The organism is Parablautia muri, from assembly GCF_009917485.1.
Taxonomy (GTDB): Bacteria; Bacillota; Clostridia; order Lachnospirales; family Lachnospiraceae; genus Suilimivivens; species Suilimivivens muri.
Window position 1 is genome coordinate 1 of record NZ_QZDT01000067.1, and the last position, 16,789, is coordinate 16,789.

General features: G+C 47.7%; 21 protein-coding genes. 2 read left to right on the forward strand and 19 right to left on the reverse strand.

Features of this window, described 5'->3' with window-relative positions; all coding sequences use genetic code 11:
• The 6 genes from D5281_RS21735 to D5281_RS21760 form a co-directional block, all read right to left on the reverse strand.
• The coding region (locus tag D5281_RS21735; RefSeq protein WP_160562085.1) for a recombinase family protein at positions 1 to 814 on the reverse strand (814 nt) is incomplete at its 3' end.
• A 45-nt stretch (positions 815 to 859) separates the two neighbouring features.
• The gene (locus tag D5281_RS21740) at positions 860 to 1,240 is read right to left on the reverse strand and encodes a conjugal transfer protein TraG (protein WP_277935531.1); all 381 of its coding nucleotides are present in this window, start codon (positions 1,238 to 1,240) and stop codon (positions 860 to 862) included.
• Complete coding sequence (locus D5281_RS21745; RefSeq protein WP_160562086.1) at positions 1,237 to 1,755, reverse strand: PcfB family protein; 519 nt, start codon at positions 1,753 to 1,755, stop codon at positions 1,237 to 1,239. Before D5281_RS21745 ends, D5281_RS21740 begins: the two co-directional genes overlap by 4 nt.
• Before the next feature lie 21 nt (positions 1,756 to 1,776).
• Positions 1,777 to 2,010, reverse strand: coding sequence for a hypothetical protein (locus tag D5281_RS21750; protein WP_330585229.1), 234 nt, complete (start codon positions 2,008 to 2,010; stop codon positions 1,777 to 1,779).
• Between the two features lie 127 nt (positions 2,011 to 2,137).
• Positions 2,138 to 3,037: a class B sortase gene (locus D5281_RS21755; protein ID WP_160562087.1), complete on the reverse strand. Its 900-nt coding sequence runs from the start codon at positions 3,035 to 3,037 to the stop codon at positions 2,138 to 2,140.
• An 89-nt stretch (positions 3,038 to 3,126) separates the two neighbouring features.
• On the reverse strand, positions 3,127 to 6,756 hold the full coding sequence (locus D5281_RS21760) for an InlB B-repeat-containing protein (protein ID WP_160562088.1): 3,630 nt from the start codon (positions 6,754 to 6,756) through the stop codon (positions 3,127 to 3,129).
• Between the two features lie 552 nt (positions 6,757 to 7,308).
• Here D5281_RS21760 and D5281_RS21765 point away from each other — a divergent pair.
• Together D5281_RS21765 and D5281_RS21770 are read left to right on the forward strand one after the other, a co-directional pair.
• On the forward strand, positions 7,309 to 7,647 hold the full coding sequence (locus D5281_RS21765) for a hypothetical protein (protein WP_160562089.1): 339 nt from the start codon (positions 7,309 to 7,311) through the stop codon (positions 7,645 to 7,647).
• 181 nt (positions 7,648 to 7,828) lie between these two features.
• Positions 7,829 to 9,133 (forward strand): HEPN domain-containing protein, encoded by a 1,305-nt coding sequence (locus tag D5281_RS21770; RefSeq protein WP_160562090.1) that lies wholly within the window; start codon positions 7,829 to 7,831, stop codon positions 9,131 to 9,133.
• A 50-nt stretch (positions 9,134 to 9,183) separates the two neighbouring features.
• On the opposite strand, the gene D5281_RS21775 is transcribed toward D5281_RS21770, so the two are convergent.
• From D5281_RS21775 to D5281_RS21835, 13 genes are all read right to left on the reverse strand, one after another.
• Positions 9,184 to 9,342 (reverse strand): hypothetical protein, encoded by a 159-nt coding sequence (locus D5281_RS21775; protein WP_160273144.1) that lies wholly within the window; start codon positions 9,340 to 9,342, stop codon positions 9,184 to 9,186.
• Between the two features lie 52 nt (positions 9,343 to 9,394).
• Positions 9,395 to 9,835 carry a sigma-70 family RNA polymerase sigma factor gene (locus D5281_RS21780; RefSeq protein ID WP_160562091.1) on the reverse strand — a complete coding sequence of 147 codons (441 nt, stop codon included), beginning with the start codon at positions 9,833 to 9,835 and terminating at the stop codon, positions 9,395 to 9,397.
• On the reverse strand, positions 9,832 to 10,470 hold the full coding sequence (locus tag D5281_RS21785; RefSeq protein ID WP_160562092.1) for a sigma-70 family RNA polymerase sigma factor: 639 nt from the start codon (positions 10,468 to 10,470) through the stop codon (positions 9,832 to 9,834). The genes D5281_RS21780 and D5281_RS21785 overlap by 4 nt, the downstream gene beginning before the upstream one ends.
• Before the next feature lie 232 nt (positions 10,471 to 10,702).
• A complete protein-coding gene (locus D5281_RS21790; protein WP_277934930.1) occupies positions 10,703 to 11,056 on the reverse strand; it encodes a helix-turn-helix domain-containing protein in 354 nt (117 codons plus the stop codon).
• A gap of 115 nt (positions 11,057 to 11,171) precedes the next feature.
• Positions 11,172 to 12,182 (reverse strand): DUF6017 domain-containing protein, encoded by a 1,011-nt coding sequence (locus tag D5281_RS21795; RefSeq protein ID WP_160562093.1) that lies wholly within the window; start codon positions 12,180 to 12,182, stop codon positions 11,172 to 11,174.
• 130 nt (positions 12,183 to 12,312) lie between these two features.
• Positions 12,313 to 13,236 carry a ParB/RepB/Spo0J family partition protein gene (locus D5281_RS21800; protein ID WP_129180403.1) on the reverse strand — a complete coding sequence of 308 codons (924 nt, stop codon included), beginning with the start codon at positions 13,234 to 13,236 and terminating at the stop codon, positions 12,313 to 12,315.
• Positions 13,226 to 14,029 carry a ParA family protein gene (locus tag D5281_RS21805; protein ID WP_160562094.1) on the reverse strand — a complete coding sequence of 268 codons (804 nt, stop codon included), beginning with the start codon at positions 14,027 to 14,029 and terminating at the stop codon, positions 13,226 to 13,228. Before D5281_RS21805 ends, D5281_RS21800 begins: the two co-directional genes overlap by 11 nt.
• A gap of 16 nt (positions 14,030 to 14,045) precedes the next feature.
• Positions 14,046 to 14,483: a DUF5348 domain-containing protein gene (locus D5281_RS21810; protein WP_120471947.1), complete on the reverse strand. Its 438-nt coding sequence runs from the start codon at positions 14,481 to 14,483 to the stop codon at positions 14,046 to 14,048.
• Between the two features lie 27 nt (positions 14,484 to 14,510).
• On the reverse strand, positions 14,511 to 14,954 hold the full coding sequence (locus D5281_RS21815) for a DUF6075 family protein (RefSeq protein WP_277935532.1): 444 nt from the start codon (positions 14,952 to 14,954) through the stop codon (positions 14,511 to 14,513).
• Between the two features lie 2 nt (positions 14,955 to 14,956).
• Entirely contained in the window at positions 14,957 to 15,196 is a 240-nt protein-coding gene (locus D5281_RS21820) for a SymE family type I addiction module toxin (protein WP_120471945.1), read from the reverse strand.
• Positions 15,197 to 15,210: 14 nt separating this feature from the next.
• Positions 15,211 to 15,360: a hypothetical protein gene (locus D5281_RS21825; protein WP_160273149.1), complete on the reverse strand. Its 150-nt coding sequence runs from the start codon at positions 15,358 to 15,360 to the stop codon at positions 15,211 to 15,213.
• A 253-nt stretch (positions 15,361 to 15,613) separates the two neighbouring features.
• Positions 15,614 to 16,270 (reverse strand): tyrosine-type recombinase/integrase, encoded by a 657-nt coding sequence (locus D5281_RS21830; RefSeq protein ID WP_160562095.1) that lies wholly within the window; start codon positions 16,268 to 16,270, stop codon positions 15,614 to 15,616.
• A 93-nt stretch (positions 16,271 to 16,363) separates the two neighbouring features.
• The gene (locus D5281_RS21835) at positions 16,364 to 16,546 is read right to left on the reverse strand and encodes a DNA-binding protein (protein ID WP_160562097.1); all 183 of its coding nucleotides are present in this window, start codon (positions 16,544 to 16,546) and stop codon (positions 16,364 to 16,366) included.
• Positions 16,547 to 16,789: the final 243 nt, after the last annotated feature.

Here is a 16,789-nt window from a genome sequence, read left to right on the forward strand (position 1 = left end):
GTTTGTCGCGGAAATGCTTTGTGGTCTTGAAGTTTACAACGTCGCCGCAATACTCCTGCCTTGTGAGGATACGGGTCAAGGTCGCCTTATTCCATTTGTAGCGGTTTTCCTCGTTCAGCGTCCTGCTTTTTGCCGTTCCCCGCCCCCTGTCTTTCATGTAGAATGTGGGTGTCGGGATTTGCTCATTTTTCAGATATACGGCAATCTGGTTTCGGTTTTTCCCGTCCAGAAACAGGCGGAAAATAAGGCGGACAACTTCGGCGGCTTCTTCGTCAATCAACCAAAAATCCTTGTTGTCGGGGTCTTTGACATATCCGTAAGGGGCTTCGGTTGCGATTGGCTTTCCACTCATGCCTTTGGTCTTAATGCCCGTTTTCACTTTCTTGCTGATGTCCTTTGCGTACCACTCTGACATGATATTGATGAACGGCGCAAACTCCAATGTGTCGGGCTTTTCGCTGTCTATCCCGTTGTTTACCGCGATAAAGCGCACGTTGTTTCTGCGGAAAATCTCCATAGCGTTTCCCACTTGGAGATAGTCGCGCCCCCAACGGGTCATATCTTTCATAATGCACACGCCGACTTTGCCGTTTTCCACGTCCTCTATCATGCGGGAGTAAGCAGAACGGTCAAAAAATCTGCCGCTTTCGTCATCATCAATGTAGTGCCGGATATTGGTCAACTTTAACTGTCTGGCGTAGCTTTCCAGAAATTTCTTCTGGTTCTGTATGGAGTTGCTTTCACCGCCGTCCCTGTCCTCGTCCCCCACGGATAAGCGGGAGTAAAGGGCTGTGATTTTGCTGTAATCATTCATGTGCATACCCTCCTGCGTCAATATAGGTGTTGCTTACAGTTAAGATTATGCACTCCACCTTGCGCTGCCGTACTCCGCGCCGTGGCGGTATTTCTTCGCATTCTTCCCTTTCAGGTACACCATGGCCTTTACCACCGCTGCGCTGATTGCGCCAACTGCCAGGTCGCTGGCATGGAAGCTGGAAACCGGATTTTCAAACGCCATCTGGAAATTCAGGAAAAGAACCCCAGCCCTCTCTGCAAAGGAATTTCCCATGCAGTGCCGGTACAGCCATGAGAGCTTATCCGTCAGATAAAATACAATGATGTAAGGCACATTCATCATGAGCAGACGCTTTTTATCTATTGTGGAAAGTTTTTCCGACAGATTCCCTGCTATCTTATCCGTCAGGCCATGCAGTGATGCACCCTCTTTCTTCCCGCTCATAATTCCTGCCCCCTGTCCTTGTGTTTCGTCTTTTCCCTCTCCCTGTGCTTTGCCACGCGCTCCTTTGCAAGCTCCAGCTTTTTCCGCACGGAAGGCTTTTTCGCCTTGTTCAGCGTCCTGCCGGTATACTCCTTGAAAGCGGCAGTGATGGAATCCACGTCCTTTGCCCGGAAGAATACAAAATACCGGGGCGGCGACACGGACTTATCTTTCATCAGACTGTAAAGGACATGGTATTTACGGGCGCATTTTTCAAAAGATTTGATGTTCCCGTCAGTGACCTCTATGTTGGAAAGCTGCGTCCCGTCCTTTGCAAGTTTCTTAAGGCTCTGCTTCCCGCTGCTTACCGCCTGCTTTTTCTCTTTCTGTTTCGCCGGGGAATTATACCGTTCCTGCTGCTGTGAACGCTCCATTTCGGCAAGCGCCTTTTCCATTGCCTCCTTCAGTATCCGCGCCGAAATCTTTCCGCCACTGATACAAAGCGATATGACCTTCTCACTTACCTCGTCCTGCATAAGTTTCCCTCCCTTCCTGCCTTATACTTTCATTTTCATCTCCCGGACAATCTTCAAAAGGCAGTAGCCGATGCATGGGGAATGTTTCCCGTAAGGGCAGTCCTCACAGGTTTCCTCCTTCTTTTCCGGCTCCTCCGGGAGCAGGTAGTAGCATTTTTTCAGCCTGCAGACGCCTTTCTTTTTACGGAAATAGCAGTAGGCGCAGTCCGGTTTATCTTCCGCATACCTTCGTTTCTCTCCTTTCCCTCCCTGCACTCTGGTTTCCTCATTTCTATGATTTTTTGACTAAAAAAGCGCCCCTGGATTGATAAACTGTCCATGGACGCCGCATTTTATTTTTGCTTTTTCTGCTTCCTCTATAGGATATACAGATTCCCCCATCCTACCGGCATTTCCCCGCCACAATCACCAGCCTCCCATCCTTCCCGAACTCGGAACGGTCACAGGTGGAAAGGGTGAGTATCTGTGCTGGGGCATGGTCAGGCTCCGCATAATATAATGCGTGTTCCTCAAGCCCCTCCATCCAGAGGTTGTAGCTTTCCATATCCGCATGGTTCCTTGTACGGAAATCCCAGCTTCCGGTATCCCCTGCATTGTATTTCACTACTGCCATGATCTGGTATTCTGCTGTTACTCCGTAACACTGCGTGTAATAGAGCTGCCTGTGCGCCATAAAATAATCCTTGTCCTTGAATTTTAAGAGCGGGGAGAACATGGCCTCAGAGGCTTTGCCCATGTTGTGGGCGTAAATCGTTCTGTTGAAATCCCACTGTCCGGTATCCTTATCCATGAACGGGCAGCCCGTACTCTTTTCCTCCTTCCAGAAATCGTGCGTCAGGTAGTAGTCATTATCGGAAGCGCCGACTACGGGAAGGTCAATGGGTGTGTCCGGCAGATAAAGCCAGCCTTTGATATCCCTATTTGCTTCGGTCAGGGAATCCCAATCATAGGGAAATGTCACGGTATTTTTATCAGCCTCCCCCATATCCTCTGTACTGTTCTCTCCCTCCGGTGATTTTTCTCCTGCCGGTTCCGCTTCTTTTCCTCCTTCCACGTCCGGCGGCATATCCGGCAGTATTTCCGGCAGGGTAATCCCCGCCCCCTTTATCTGCTGGAATTTCTGCCGCTGTCCCACTTCCTGGTGGCTGTAGAAAAGCATTCCTGCCATGGAGAGCATGGCAATGGAAAGCCCAATAATAACCTGTATCACAATCCGCCTGCTTTTTTTCTCTTCCACATCAGGGAAAATCAGTTCCCCCAGCTTCCCTGTCAGGTCCTTCATTCTGTCATGACGCCTCCTTCCTGACAATCCCTGCGGCGGGCTGCCGTAGTGGCATAGCTTATGCCGCTACAGCATGTCCGCGCAGAACATTATGCTTTATCCCTGGAACTGCGTTTCCCCTCGCAGACAGAAAGCGCCGCCAGGAGAACACCCACCATTCCGATTGCTGCAAGAAGGTAAATTGGCGAGGTGCGTCCTGTCTGGATTACGGGCTCTTTCTCCGCCCCTGTCCCCGGCAGGCTCGCTGCTGTATTCCCGGATTTCCCCGTTACGGGAGTATCTGATTTTTTATCCGTGCTGCCGCCTGAACCGGTATCTGCTGTGGAAGTTCCGGTTTTGGCATCGGAACTTCCGGTGCCTGCTTTGCTGCCAGTATCCGATATGGAAGCTCCGGTTTTGGTGCCGGAGCTTTTCCCGGTATCGTTAGTGTTGTCACCGCTGTTCCCGTCGGATACCTTTTTCCAGCCTGCATAAAGGCAGATATCCCTGTCCGACTTATAAACAGCGCCGGCTTTGCCAGCCAGTATCTGCTTATCCGTGTACCAGCCGGTAAAAGCATATCCTTCCCGTTCTGCGGCAGGGAGTTTTACGCCTTTGCCCTTTGTTACTCTGGCAGAGGATTCCTTTACCGTGCCGCCGTTGGCATCATATTTTACGGTGTAAGTATCTGCTGTTTCTGCATTGTTTCCTTGGTCTGTATTGTCATCTTTTTTATCCTCTTCTTTGGCTTTCTCCCATTTTGCATAAAAATCAGTGTCTTTCGTGATACGGTAGGAATCCCTGTATGCCCCCGCAAACTGTGTCAGGGACTTGTCCAGATACCAGCCGGTAAAATCATAGCCTTTTTTCTCCGGAAGCGGCAGATAAAGGCCTGCGCCTTTGACAATGGTGAGCGTCTGATTTTTCAGTGAGCCGCCCTCCGTGTGGAATGCCACTTTGCAGGTCTCCTGCCCCTTATCGCCGGTTCCTTCCGCTTTTTCCTTTTCCCACAGGGCATAGACGGTCATATCCTTTGCCACTTCCAGCTCATCACCGGCAAGGCCGAAAAGGATGCCGCCCTTTTTCTCCGTATACCAGCCAAGGAAGACATAGCCGGATTTCTCCGTGCCGGGCAGGGTGATCCTTTCCCCTTTTGCCGCCTTTACAGGTTCGGCCCTCCTTCCGCCATTGGGGTCAAAGGTAATGAGGTAAGTAACCTCCGCTTTCTTCTCATAATGCGCTTTCAGAGTAACATCTCCAGTGACAGTATATTGCTCCCCTGCCGGTCCAACAGAGGCGTCCCCGTCATACCAGCCCACAAATTCATATCCTTCTTTGGTGCAGCCTGGAAGGGTAATGGTATCGCCCACTTTTGCGGTAATGTCCCCGCCTTCCATCTTCCCACCGTCTGCGTCAAAGGTAACCGTGGCTTCCGGTTTTTCCTCCGGCTTTTGGGATTCCTTTTCCCAGCGGGCATAAAGCATGGTATCTTCTGTTACGGTAAGTTCTGTTCCCATTCTGGTACCGCCCTCCTTCGCTTTGTACCAGCCAAGGAAAATATGCCCTTCCTTTTCTGCCTCCGGCAGCTTAACCGCCTTTCCTTTTTCCACTTTCATGGGTGAAATCTCTTTCCCTCCGTCCGTATCAAAAGAGACCGTGCATGTGGGTGCTTCTTTCCTTATATAATGGGCTTTCAGGGTAATATCACCAGCGACAGTATAATCTTCCCCTGCCTGCCCCACACAGGTATCACCGTCATACCAGCCTGTAAATTCATAACCTTCCTTGGTACAGGACGGAAGCACAATGGTACTGCCAACCTTTGCGGTAATATCCCCGCCCTCCATCTCTCCGCCGTCTGCATCAAAGGTAACGGTTGCTTCCGGCCTTTCCTCCGGCGTTTCGGCTTCCTCCTCCCATGCCGCATAAAGGGTGATGTCTGCATACGCCGTATATTCTTCCCCTTCCTGCCCGGCAGGCATCTTAAGCCCTTCATCCTCAAACCAGCCCTTAAACAGGTATCCCTCACGGGCTGCGCCGGGAAGGGCTGCCGGGTATCCGGGGGCTGAATAGGCGCTGGCCGTACTGCCGGTCCCCCCGTTGTAATCGTAAGTAACGGTAAATTTATCCTTCCATTTCCCGTACAGGTAAAGGGTTTTTTCAGGCCATACTTCCTGGCCTTCCCCATAATCGGTGCCGCTCCCGTCCTCTTTGGTGTTCCACCCGTCAAATACCCTGTCCTCCCGGTCAAAGCTCCCCAGATAAGGGATTTCCGCCTCCCGGCTTAAAACCGTAACCGGCTCACCTACCACATAGGTTTCAGGGTCAAGGTAGCCTTTCCCGTCAAGGAAATAAAGCACCCTGTAAATCTCCGTAAAATAAATATCCCCGCCTTTTTCTTCCGTCTTAAAACGCCCGTGGCAGGATGAGAACTGCTGTGCGTCCGTTTCCTTCCCGTTCGTTGTGGCGTCAACCGCCAGTTTCCCCGATGTAATCTCATAACCGCTTATCTTAAAGGCTGATGTGCTGGTAAAGCTTTCACCAAGGCATACCGGCTCCGCGTCATCATACCAGAACACAATGTCATTCCTGATGCCGTCCGAAAAAGTATTGTCATCCATGACAATCTCCCCGTCCAGGATAAGCCCTGACTTAGCCATATAGTTGATGGCGCTGCCGTTTATAGGCGTTTCCGCGTCCGACCGGTTCCCGGTAATTGCACAGTCCCTGATGACAGGCGGGTTTACGCCTTCGCTCCCTGAGATATGGATGGCGCTCCCCCTTCCGGCGCTGTTCCCGACAAATGTGCATCCGCTGACCACTGTTTTTTCATTGGCAGTGATGCTGGCTCCCCCGCCGTCATAAGCCGACTGGTTATCCCTGACCGTACAGCCTGACAGTTCCAGCTCCGAGGTACTCCACAGTGCGCCGCCGGAGGATTCTGCGCCGTTCCCGTACAGTTCCATACCGGTAATCTCCACCGGGCCCAGCATCCCTAATGCGCCACCCCAGACGGCATAGCAGTGGCTGACCGCACCGCCGGTAATCTCTGCCCTTGCGCTGCTCCTTACCTGTATGCCTCCGCCGGCCCCAAGGGTATAGCAGTCCCTGATAAACCCTCCGTCCATGGTAAGGAATCCATCCTCAGCAACCTCCAGCGCCCCGGCCGTCCTGACGCTGCGGTTGCTGTCCACGCTTTCGGAATAATCCGTGTTGTAGTTGTTTTGAAGGACAGTCCCCGCTTCCATTACATAGGAGCCCTTCACATAAATAAGCGGGCTGTCCCATACCTGGCCGGTGTTGTTGAAATCCCCGTCCAGCACCGCGCCGCCGTCAAGGATAATATCCCGTGTGGCAAGGCTGCCGCTGCTTATCCCCACAAGGACGTTCCCGGCATCCCTGCCATAGTTTTTACCGGAAAACTCCTCCCCCCTGCAAATGGCTGCCGGGTTTCCTGCGTCTCCACTCGTCAAGGTAATGTTGTCGGCAATAACCTCAAGCGTCTTTGACACGCTGCAGTCTTTAAGGACTATAATCGTATCGCCCGATTGTGCATTGTCAAAAGCCTCTTCCAGCTTTTCATACCGGGTATCCCCAATCCGTGCTTCAAACGTGGCCGTGTAACTGCCCGCTTCAACTGCCCTGACAGACAGCGGGACACTCCCAGGGATTCCCGCTACAGCCGTGGCTGCCGCCGCAAAGCATGTAAGAAGCTTCGTCATGATTTTCTTTCTTCCCATACGTTCTTCCTTTCTTCCATAATTTTATAAAAATAAAGCGTTCTGCCTGTTTCCCTCCCAGACCCGTTCCAGTCCCGGCTCCTTTTGCCGCAACGTTCCCACCAGCAGGGTGCGCCGAATGCACACTCATCTGCCGGATATCAATCCGGGCAGGCTATGAAATTGTCAAGGTCCGGTGAAAGGGAATTTTGATGGATTGAAAATGAGATTTATTTGCCCCTTCACTAATAGCAGGCGGGAAGGGGTGAAAATTAAACAGTTTATAGAAATTTTAGAAATAAAAATTTTATTACAATTTACTCCGCAAATTTGTCATAATATTAAACCCTCTGTACAAACCTCCACATCTTAGCAATACTATTTGGTATTAGTCCGAAAGTGCTGGTGGATATAATTTGTAAACTAGACATTCTGAATTTTACGGCCTGATAACGCGGACTAATACCTTTTTGCATACCAACTATTTTAAAACAAGATTATATTGTATATGGTGACTGGTACAGAAATAATGTATAATAATAGTGTAATTACTGGAAAATGGGAGGAAAATTTATGCAGGAAATTTTGTTGGATAATGTAAGCTATTCAAAACTAAACAACTTAATCACTCATGCAACAGCTTATACTTGTGAAGAAAACAAAGTAATAGATGAATTGGGAATTTGGAAAAGGGAAGATATTATTGAGGCAATTAAATCAGGGAAGAAAATATCTAGGGCATCTGTCACACGCAACTATTTAGGCATATATCTTGGACAGCGTATATGTCATGTGATAACCAAAGAAACCGAAGGAGAAATATATTTAATTAATTCAGATTATCGTAATCGTTTGGAAAAAGAAGATATGATAGAAATGAATGAATGGTTGAAGCATGATAGAACTCATTGATCATTAAAGTCTGGTGTTAGTCCGTAAATATGTTGGCATTCAAAATTCCCAGTTTTGATTCGCATGAATACCGGAGATATAGAATGCAGATTATAGCACCAACACACTTTCGGACTAACATCTCTTTTATCAAACATAGCTTTCGTTTAATACGAATTTTTTTAGAGAAAAAGGTGATTGCATGCAAAATCAAACAATACTGTATGGTATAGTGGAAGGATATGAAAATATTTCTTTTGTAATAGAAGATTTCCAATGTATCTTCTTTCATTCAGACCCCCAGCCTAAATCTCCTATTATCCTTCCCCAGCAACAGGGATTTATCCTGGGACGTACTCCCGAAAGAAAATATGTCTATATCTATGCCAATCAGGAATTAAGAATATGGCATGAACTGACACTTAACACCTGGACATACTTTGTCAGTAGTTTTCCCGATATTAGTACCTATAAAATCCTTTGTTTTGAAAACGGTATTCTCAATAAGCTTTTCTTCCCATCTTCTGTTATATTTGAATATACTGAAAAGTCAGAAACGAAAGTTAAATATCAGGATGACAGCCTGACCTACACGTTGGCAGGCAAAAATGTGAGCGGGAATATCTCTATCCATTCCACACCTCATGAGCGGAGATCAGCCGAAAAAGGCGATTCCATTTCAACGGGAGGAATTAATTTAGAAATCACATTTGATGAAGAAAAAGAAATCCAGACTTTCCCCGAAATGTTTGGATATATATTAAACATGTGCCAGTTTATGGCATTCCGCCGAAATATAAGTTTTGAAAAAATAACATTCAGAGATTTTATTGATAATTTCCCAGAAATGACTGACTCTGTTGCAGAATGCTATGTTAATTATGAGCATGTGCATGATACAAATAAAGGAATCCATAGTTGCCTGACTTTCAATATATTGCAAGAATCCGTTACCAGCCTGTTAAGTTCAATCGTAAGCAACAAACCTAAGAAACCCAGTTTCAACATTGGATTTATTCCTGATGACGATAAAACCGCTCTTTATATTACAAGCATAAAAATAAGGGAAATCTGTTCTGCACTGGAATCAGAAATGGAATTATCTAAAATTCAGGTACAGCAGGAAACAGCTTTTGACAATCTGGTAGAAAAACTAAAAGACATAGTGAAAGAAGATCGTGATGGAATCCACTCTCTAACCGACCCAAAATCATATGACTATATCCTCGGCACTCTCCGGCATTTGTCAGGTGCCCTTGCTGACAGGATTGAAAAATGTTTCTCTGAATACCAGCCATTGATAGGTGAATACATATCCAGAGAAGATATTGATAAACTTGTACAATATAGAAATACCATTACACACGGTAATTTCATGCCATTAGACAATAAACTGGCAGAGACTGCCTTTGTACTTATAAAACTGGTATATTGCTGCATCTTAAAACGGATAGGGCTGACAGATAAGGTGATTAAAGAACTTTTTCAACGGCAGCTTACATCATGAAAGAGAAAAGGCGCTCCGGGGGGGGGCTGCCCTAAGAACCGGCAAAGGACTTATCCCTTGACCCTTTGCCGGGCTCTGCCCGGACCCGTCCTCGCCGGAAGCAGGAAAAGGAGCAGCAGCCCCTTTTCTACTGCATAAGGATAATCCGTGAACCTTATGTCAAGAGGCTTTCGCGGCATATCCTCACGCTTCGCGTTCCGGTATTCCACGGTCCTCCTGACAACGGTTCCGCTCCGTTGCCGGCATGGGCGTTATCTCTTTTCATGGAGACGTTTCTGACATCATCTTTCTTATTTTTTCCAATACCTTTTCCCTCCTGTTATGGATTGTTTTTCTGCTGCACCCGAATATTTCCGCTGTTTTCTTTACTGTCATATCCTCGAAATACAAAAGCCTTACCAGACGTTTCTCCTGTTCAGACAGTTTTTTAAGGGCATTTTCCAGCCTGTCCCAGCATTCGTCCTTTAAAACCGTTTCCAGTGTCGTATCATTAAGGTAATTTGATTTTTCAGGATAATATCCTTTTTCATGCAGTTTATTGATACTGCACACACCATGCTTCCTGTCGCATTCCCTCTGGTACCGCTCCCTCCGTTCTGAGCGGTACCATTCCAGATAAATCTCCCTGCCCACTTCCACCAGCGTACTGCCGCCCAGACGGATAAAATATTTTTCCCGTTCCTTTGGCTGCTTTCCCCTCATACAGCCGCCACCGCCTTTACCGCCTGCTTCCCGTCCGGATATTGCTTCCGCAGTCTCCGGGCTGCCTGCGAAAGTATGGCTGATACTGCCGGGCTGGTGATCCCAAGCTCTTTTGCCGCTTCTCTCCGGGTCTTCTGCTGGAAAAAACAAAGCCTGGCTGCCATTCTCTGCCGCTCCGTCAGGCATTTTAGCAACTCTTCCATGTTTTCCCTTTCCAGCAAATCTTCAACTGTTTTCGCACATACGTCTTCCATCGCTTCCCACTCTTCCGATATGGCGCTGTAGGAAACTGTCCTTTCCTGCTCTTTTGCCCTCTGGTTACGTTCCAGCCTGTCCTCCCCTTCAAGGACAAGCCGGATATGCCATGGCTCCTTCGCAAAAAAATGTTCCGGTAAATAACTGCTTATCCCGCTGGATGCATACAGATAATCTCCGCATGTATGAACCGGGAATACGGTGGAATGACCGCCGGCATGGTATAATGCATAGCCATTCTGATAGGCTGCAATCCATGTGTCATTTTTCAGCTCCTTTTCTGCCACCAGCCTGCCTGTATTCCTTAGATTCCTTGCGGTGGGCATTTTTCTTCCATGTTCCGGTATTTCGGTAATCTCCTTCAATTCCTGCAATGTCAATTCTGGCCGCCTTTCCAACGGGCCGTGCCGGAATTATACTGGCTGCATTGCCTGCACCATCGCAGGACAGGCAGTAAAAAACAGCTTCCGGCTTACCCGTTTTTTTTAACGGGGCTGGAAACTTTTCCTTACTGCCTGTTATCTTGTGTATATTTTAACGGAACCAGCGGCCGCTTTCCTCACCGGTCAGGTAGAAATCCACTTATTTTCCCACCATATCCGTAGAATCCTTTCATCTGCCCCTCCGCAGGCTTTCCACCAGCGCCTCTATCGTCCGCAGCACGATTTCCCGCTCCGGTTCCCTTAAATGACTGATGCGGTGGAATATATCCCCATGCCGCTTTTTCCCCGAATCGGAAATAACGCCCAGAAGGCTGTCTGCGTCTGCATCCATTGCCTGTACCAGATTTATGAAAGTTCCTATGCCCATGGCCATTTGTCCTCCCTCAATCCGGCTTACCGTGTTGGCGCTGATCCCTGCTTTCTCCGCAAGCGCTTCCTGTGACAGGCGCAGTTCCATCCTCCGTTCCCGTATACGTTCCCCAAGGGCTGCCAGTTCTTGTGATTCTACACGTCTGCCCAACACGGTTTCCCCCTTTCCTTACAGATTTCCATTCCCCAGTCTCGGCAGCAAAGCCAGCCAGACCATACGCAGGCTGTCTTTTTCCAGAGATTATGTATTTGCATTGACATTGTGGCCGCTATCCGCTCCCATATAGGTCGTGGTTCACCTCCGCCCGGTAATAATTGCCTATGGTCAGTGCTGAATTATAAAGCGATGCCAGCAGGTACGCTTTGATATTCCCCACTTTGCCGGTATTCCCCTGCAGGCAGGCAAGCACATAGGCTATATGCGAATCGTCCAGCTTCAGGAACCGCTCCTTCACAACCGCCGCCGGCCTTTCCGCCCCCGCTATCCGCAAAATTGCATGGTCAGGCATCATCATCACATCCACCATCAGCTCCACCAGCTCGTCCAGTTCCTCCCTCTGGCAGCCCCTGGCACCCAAAAAACACTCATACGAGATATTTTTCCGTATGGCGGTACGGTAACGTTCCATCTGTCCTGTCACATCAGATGGATAAAGATTGATAGGATCAGTCTCACTGAAATCAGTTTTATTAAATTCAGTATTATTAGGTTGTGATTTTGGAAATTCTTGAATTGCGGCTTTCACTACTCCTGAATTGTGATTTTCATCATTCTTGAATTGTGATTTTAATAATTCCTGATTTGTGGTTTCCACAGTTCTCCTGTCATAATTGCCGGCTGCCCTGCTTTCCGGCGTTCCTGTCGTTTCCCTTTCGTCAGGGTCTCCCCCTTTCTCCGGCAATGGCGGCTCTTCCCTTACCATGAAATTCTTTACATAGATCACGTTAGGCCTGCCCAGTCCCAGGCGCTTTTTCTCTATCAGCCCGATGCCCTTATCAGAATCCAGTTCCTTCATCAGCTTTACCGCTTTCTGCATTCCGCAGTTCATCAAGTCCGCTGTCTCCTCCACCGTAAAGACAATGTAAACCCTGTCCTCTTCATCGATCCACCTGTTTTTAATGCTGAGCCCCATGCGGTCCAGCATCAGCCCGTATAAGACTTTCGCTTCACAGGAAAGGCTCCTGAAGCACTCCGCTGTGAACAGCATTTTCGGGATACGGTAAAAGCTGTACTGCCCCGCTTCCATCCCATGGAAATAATCAAACTGGATCCTCTGCATCTTCCACGCCTCCATTCCACACAATCTTTTTATGGTTTTCTCCACATAAAAACAGAGGCAAAATTCATCCCTCTGCTCTTATGTGGAACAATATTCTGTTTTTCTGACGGAGCATACCGCTCTGCCAGTGCTATTCCCCCTGCTCAAATCTCCACCTCTTTAAGAGGCCATAGATCACTTCCTCTATCTGCTCCGCCGAATAACCAGCCGGAAAATATTCGTTCAGCTTCTTTCTCTGCAGCCTGACTGCCTGGGCTGCCGGTTTTTCATCAGAAAGGATGATCTCCATTCCGTTTTCGTCCAGTTTCCCTTCCCTGCCTGACTCCTTAAGCTTCCTTGCCTGTGCCAGATTAGGGAATACGCATAAACGCTGCATTGTCTGGCAAAGAAGCTCCTGCACTTCCGGTTCCAGATAGGATAATTCCACCCCGGCGCCAAATGCAATGCGTTTTTCATCTACATAATTGAGCATAGGCTTTATAAGGAAAGTCAGGCGGATATACCGCTCAACCTGTTTATAGCTCTCCCCGCTTCCTTCTGCTGCCACCTCTGTGGATTTCTTCCCCAGATAATCAGGGACAACCTGTCCCTCTTTTTTAGGCCTGCCTTTTACCCTGTCTATCGCATCCAGCTTCATTTTATAGGCGTAAGCTTTTTCGCTGTACAAAAGCTCTTCCCTCTGGATGTTGGAATCCACCATCGTCACGGTGGCTTCTTCATCTGTCATGCTGCGGACAAAGCATGGGACCGCCTTAAGTCCCAGCAGTTCACAGGCCCTTTTCCGCCTGTGCCCCGATATGATCTCATACCCGCTTTCCTTCCCCGGACGGACGAGCAGGGGGCTGATGATCCCATGCTCCCTGACGCTCTCCACGGTCTCCTGCATTTTTTCATCATCCAGCACCCGGAATGGGTGGGAATCAAAGGAATGCAGCTGGTCAATGGCTATATCCTCTACCTTTTCCGATAACCTGCCTGTGTCCTCTTCCAGCCCAAACAAAGCGTTCACATCTGGCATTTTGATATTGGAAGCGCTGCTTTTTCTACCTGCCATGCGCCAGCACCTCCTTTGCCAGCATTTCATATGCTGCCGAGGCCCGGCCTTTCGGGTCATGTGCAAATATGCTCTTCCCCTCTGCGCTTGCTTCCGCCACACGCACCGACAAAGGGATATAATTCTCAAATACCGGTATCCTCTGCCCGTAGTTTCCGCGCACCATCTCCATGATCTCCCTTGCATAGTTTGTCCGGGCGTCCACCATGGTCAGCAGGATTCCCTCAAAATCCAGCGCCGGGTTAATGCGCTTCTTTATCCTCATGATCGTTGCGGTCAGCTGTTCCAACCCTTTTAAGGACAGATATTGTGCCTGCAGGGGTTTGAGTACCGTATCCGCCGCCGCAAGCGCATTGATCGTCAGCATCCCGAGGGATGGCATGCAGTCTGTGATAATGTAATCAAAATATGGTGCCACCGCCTCTATGTACTCTTTCAGCATATACTCCCTGCTCATGGCGCTGATCAGCGACACTTCCACTGCCGCAAGGTCAATGTTTGCCGGAAGGAACCGCACCCATTCCCCGTGGGTGAGGATTCCATCCTCCGCTTCTATTTCCTGCCCTTCCATGATGGAGGTAAGCACCGTGGCAAGCGTCTTGTCCAGCCTGTCCGGCTCCCTTTCCCCCATGCTTGCGGTAAGGCTGGCCTGTGGGTCGGAATCTATGAGCAAAACCCTGTTTCCCGCCCTTGCAAGACCAATCCCCAAATTTACCGTAGTGGTTGTCTTTGACACACCGCCCTTTTGGTTTGCGAGGGCAATGACCTTACATCTTCTTCCTGTTGTTTCCATATATCCGCTCTCCTTCCTATCTCACACGGACGTTCAGCCCTTCCATGGGGATATCTTCATATCCCATGAGATAATAATCCTCCCCGTCATGCTCTACTTTTGTCTGCACCCAGCAGGGCGCTTCTTGGGAATCTTCCTGCAATAAAGCTTCAATCAGGCTTCCGCTGCGGTAACAGTATCCTTTCTCCGTCCTGTATTCCCCGTTTTCATCCCTGTGCAGGGTACTGGTCTCCTGAACCGGGCGGAACAGGTATTCTATGCTGCCGCCTACGTCTGCCAGCTTTTCCATAATTCTCCTCATTTCCCTTAACTGGAACATCTGATTGCTGTCCTTATGGTCCGCATGCAGCCCCCTCAGGTCTGCATGTTCATCATAAGTGGTGACATATAAAATATCATCAATCCGGCATTTCAGCCCTTTCATCTGCACTAACGCCATACTTAACTCTGCCATACTGCCCTCCTTCTGCACTTTACGGTTTTAAATCCCAAACTCTGATAAATCTATCGGGAAACAGTATTCCGGATAGCGTACTTTAATCGCCTCCCAGAAATATACTGCGTATTCACAGCAGAACAGGTCTTCCACTGTATACCGCCGGCACTCTTTTACCTTTTCTTCCCCTTCAAGGGCATACACGCTGGGCGCACCGTTGCAGAAAAGATTGAACGCCATGCGTACCACCCTTGCGCTGCCGCTGGTGATCCAGTCTTCCCTAAGACATTCTGTCTTTATGAAATCTTCCTCAAAGTCATAAATACGTTCCACATTCCGTCTGGTATCCCCGTTAATCCCAATGCAGTAAGCCAGCGCCTTATGGTATGCATCCCCGGACTTACAGTTCTGCAGGAAGTTCCGATAAAACATTTCATGCTCCTGGTCCTTAAAACTAATTGTACGTTTATTTCCTTTCATCATACCCATCGTCATACCGCCTTCCCCTGATATTCTGCATCTTCCGCCACCATCCCTGCCCCTTTGGGGTCAGACCATATCCTGCCGGTCTTTTCCACGATAAGCCTGCCGCCATCACAAGTTACTGATATCCTATCACCCGTGGAAAAACCCAAGTCCCGTAGCCATTTCCCCTGCAGCATGATCAATGGGTTATTCGTTCCTATGCTGGTTCCCCTTGCCCTATAAACTGTCATCTCTCTTTGTTTCATATGCTCTCCTCCTTTTAATCTGAGATAATTTCTACAATCCCATTGTCTTCAAGAATTTCCTGAATTTTGTTTATGCCGTCTTCCAGACTGCCGGAAGCATGGACTGTATCCATAATTTCCCCTGCTATGAATTCCATGCTTTCCCTGGTAATCCGATTGCCCATATGCACCCTCCCTGTGATAATAAAAAACAGGGCTAAACCAGCTTTCCCCTCTCTGGGGTTCTGAATTTAGTCCTGCCTGAATAATTCCAATATTTTTTTGCACCAAAATACAGTTTCCACCTCCCTGCCCATATGGCATAAATCCCCGCCGGAACCCTGGTGCTCCATATGCTTTTGTGAGATATCTGACCGAAAAAACAGCGCCGCCTTCCATCAATATCATGCTTCGTTGCAGTTTTGAGAAAGGACTAAATCAGCTCAAACCAGCGTATTTACTGGGTTTGTCTAACTTTAGTCTTATTATAACGTGGTCATCGCCTTCGCGCATTCCCGTCCAAAATAATAGCTGAAACATCAAATACGAGCGGCTTTCCTTTTCAAATGTTTCTATAAACTTCTGATACTCCTCATAAGTCCAAAATTCCAACCGCTTTACATCCGAGCGCCCTATCTTTTTTACCTTTTTGCATGGATTATTCCATAAGTTATAAATTTTCTGTGCATGGGTAAACAATGCGGTCACTTGGTTTTGCAGCATCCTCTGATAACTTTCAGAAAAATTCTTATTACGGATTTCATTCTGCCACGCAATAATATCTGCCGGAGTAATCTCATTCATTTTCTTTTCACCAAGATAGGGGATTACATGGGACTGTATCATGTATTTCTTATTCCGCTTAGAACGCTCCTTTAGTTCTCCGTCCTTATCCTTGAAGTAAATATCCACGAAAGAAGCAACCGACATATCCATGTCCGCATTTGCCACGCGCTTAAATTCACTCTCGTAATCTTGTGCTTCCTTTTTTGTCCGAAAGCCTCTTTTATACTTTTTCTTCCGCTTCCCTGTCCAATCCTCATAATAGAACTGGCAGTACCAGCTTCCACGCTCTGTGTCCTTATAAACCGGCATCTCAATATCCTCCATTCCTACTCAATCTGCGAGTTTGGGTGTAAGCACAAATCTCGCGTGTGAAAAATTTATTTTTCACATTTTCTCCTTTCGCTACACTGTTTCTATTTGTGTCCTGTTTCCATAAAACTTTGTTTCCCAAAAAGCCCTTGGAACTCTGCCGGAAATCACAATAAATCCAGCCTCTTTTAATTCCTGATTCAGTTCCTTAATGATTTTGTAGGCATATCCTTTGGAAATTCCTAATTCTCTTGAAATGTCCTCCGCATGCATCATGTAATTGTCGCCTTTCACCTTATCGCCTCCTCTCTTGATTATTTTGCAAGATATAATTGTTCGCTATTTATATCTTGCTTACATATTTATCATACACGTCATTCTATATAATGTCAAGATATTTTTATTGAATATTTTTCATCTTTGTAGTAAAATATTATTTGACATAATCAAAAAGTCCAGCTAAGAAATGTCAATAGGTAAAATGAAAAATGTTTAAAAAGTATTTTTCAAGCAGTTGAT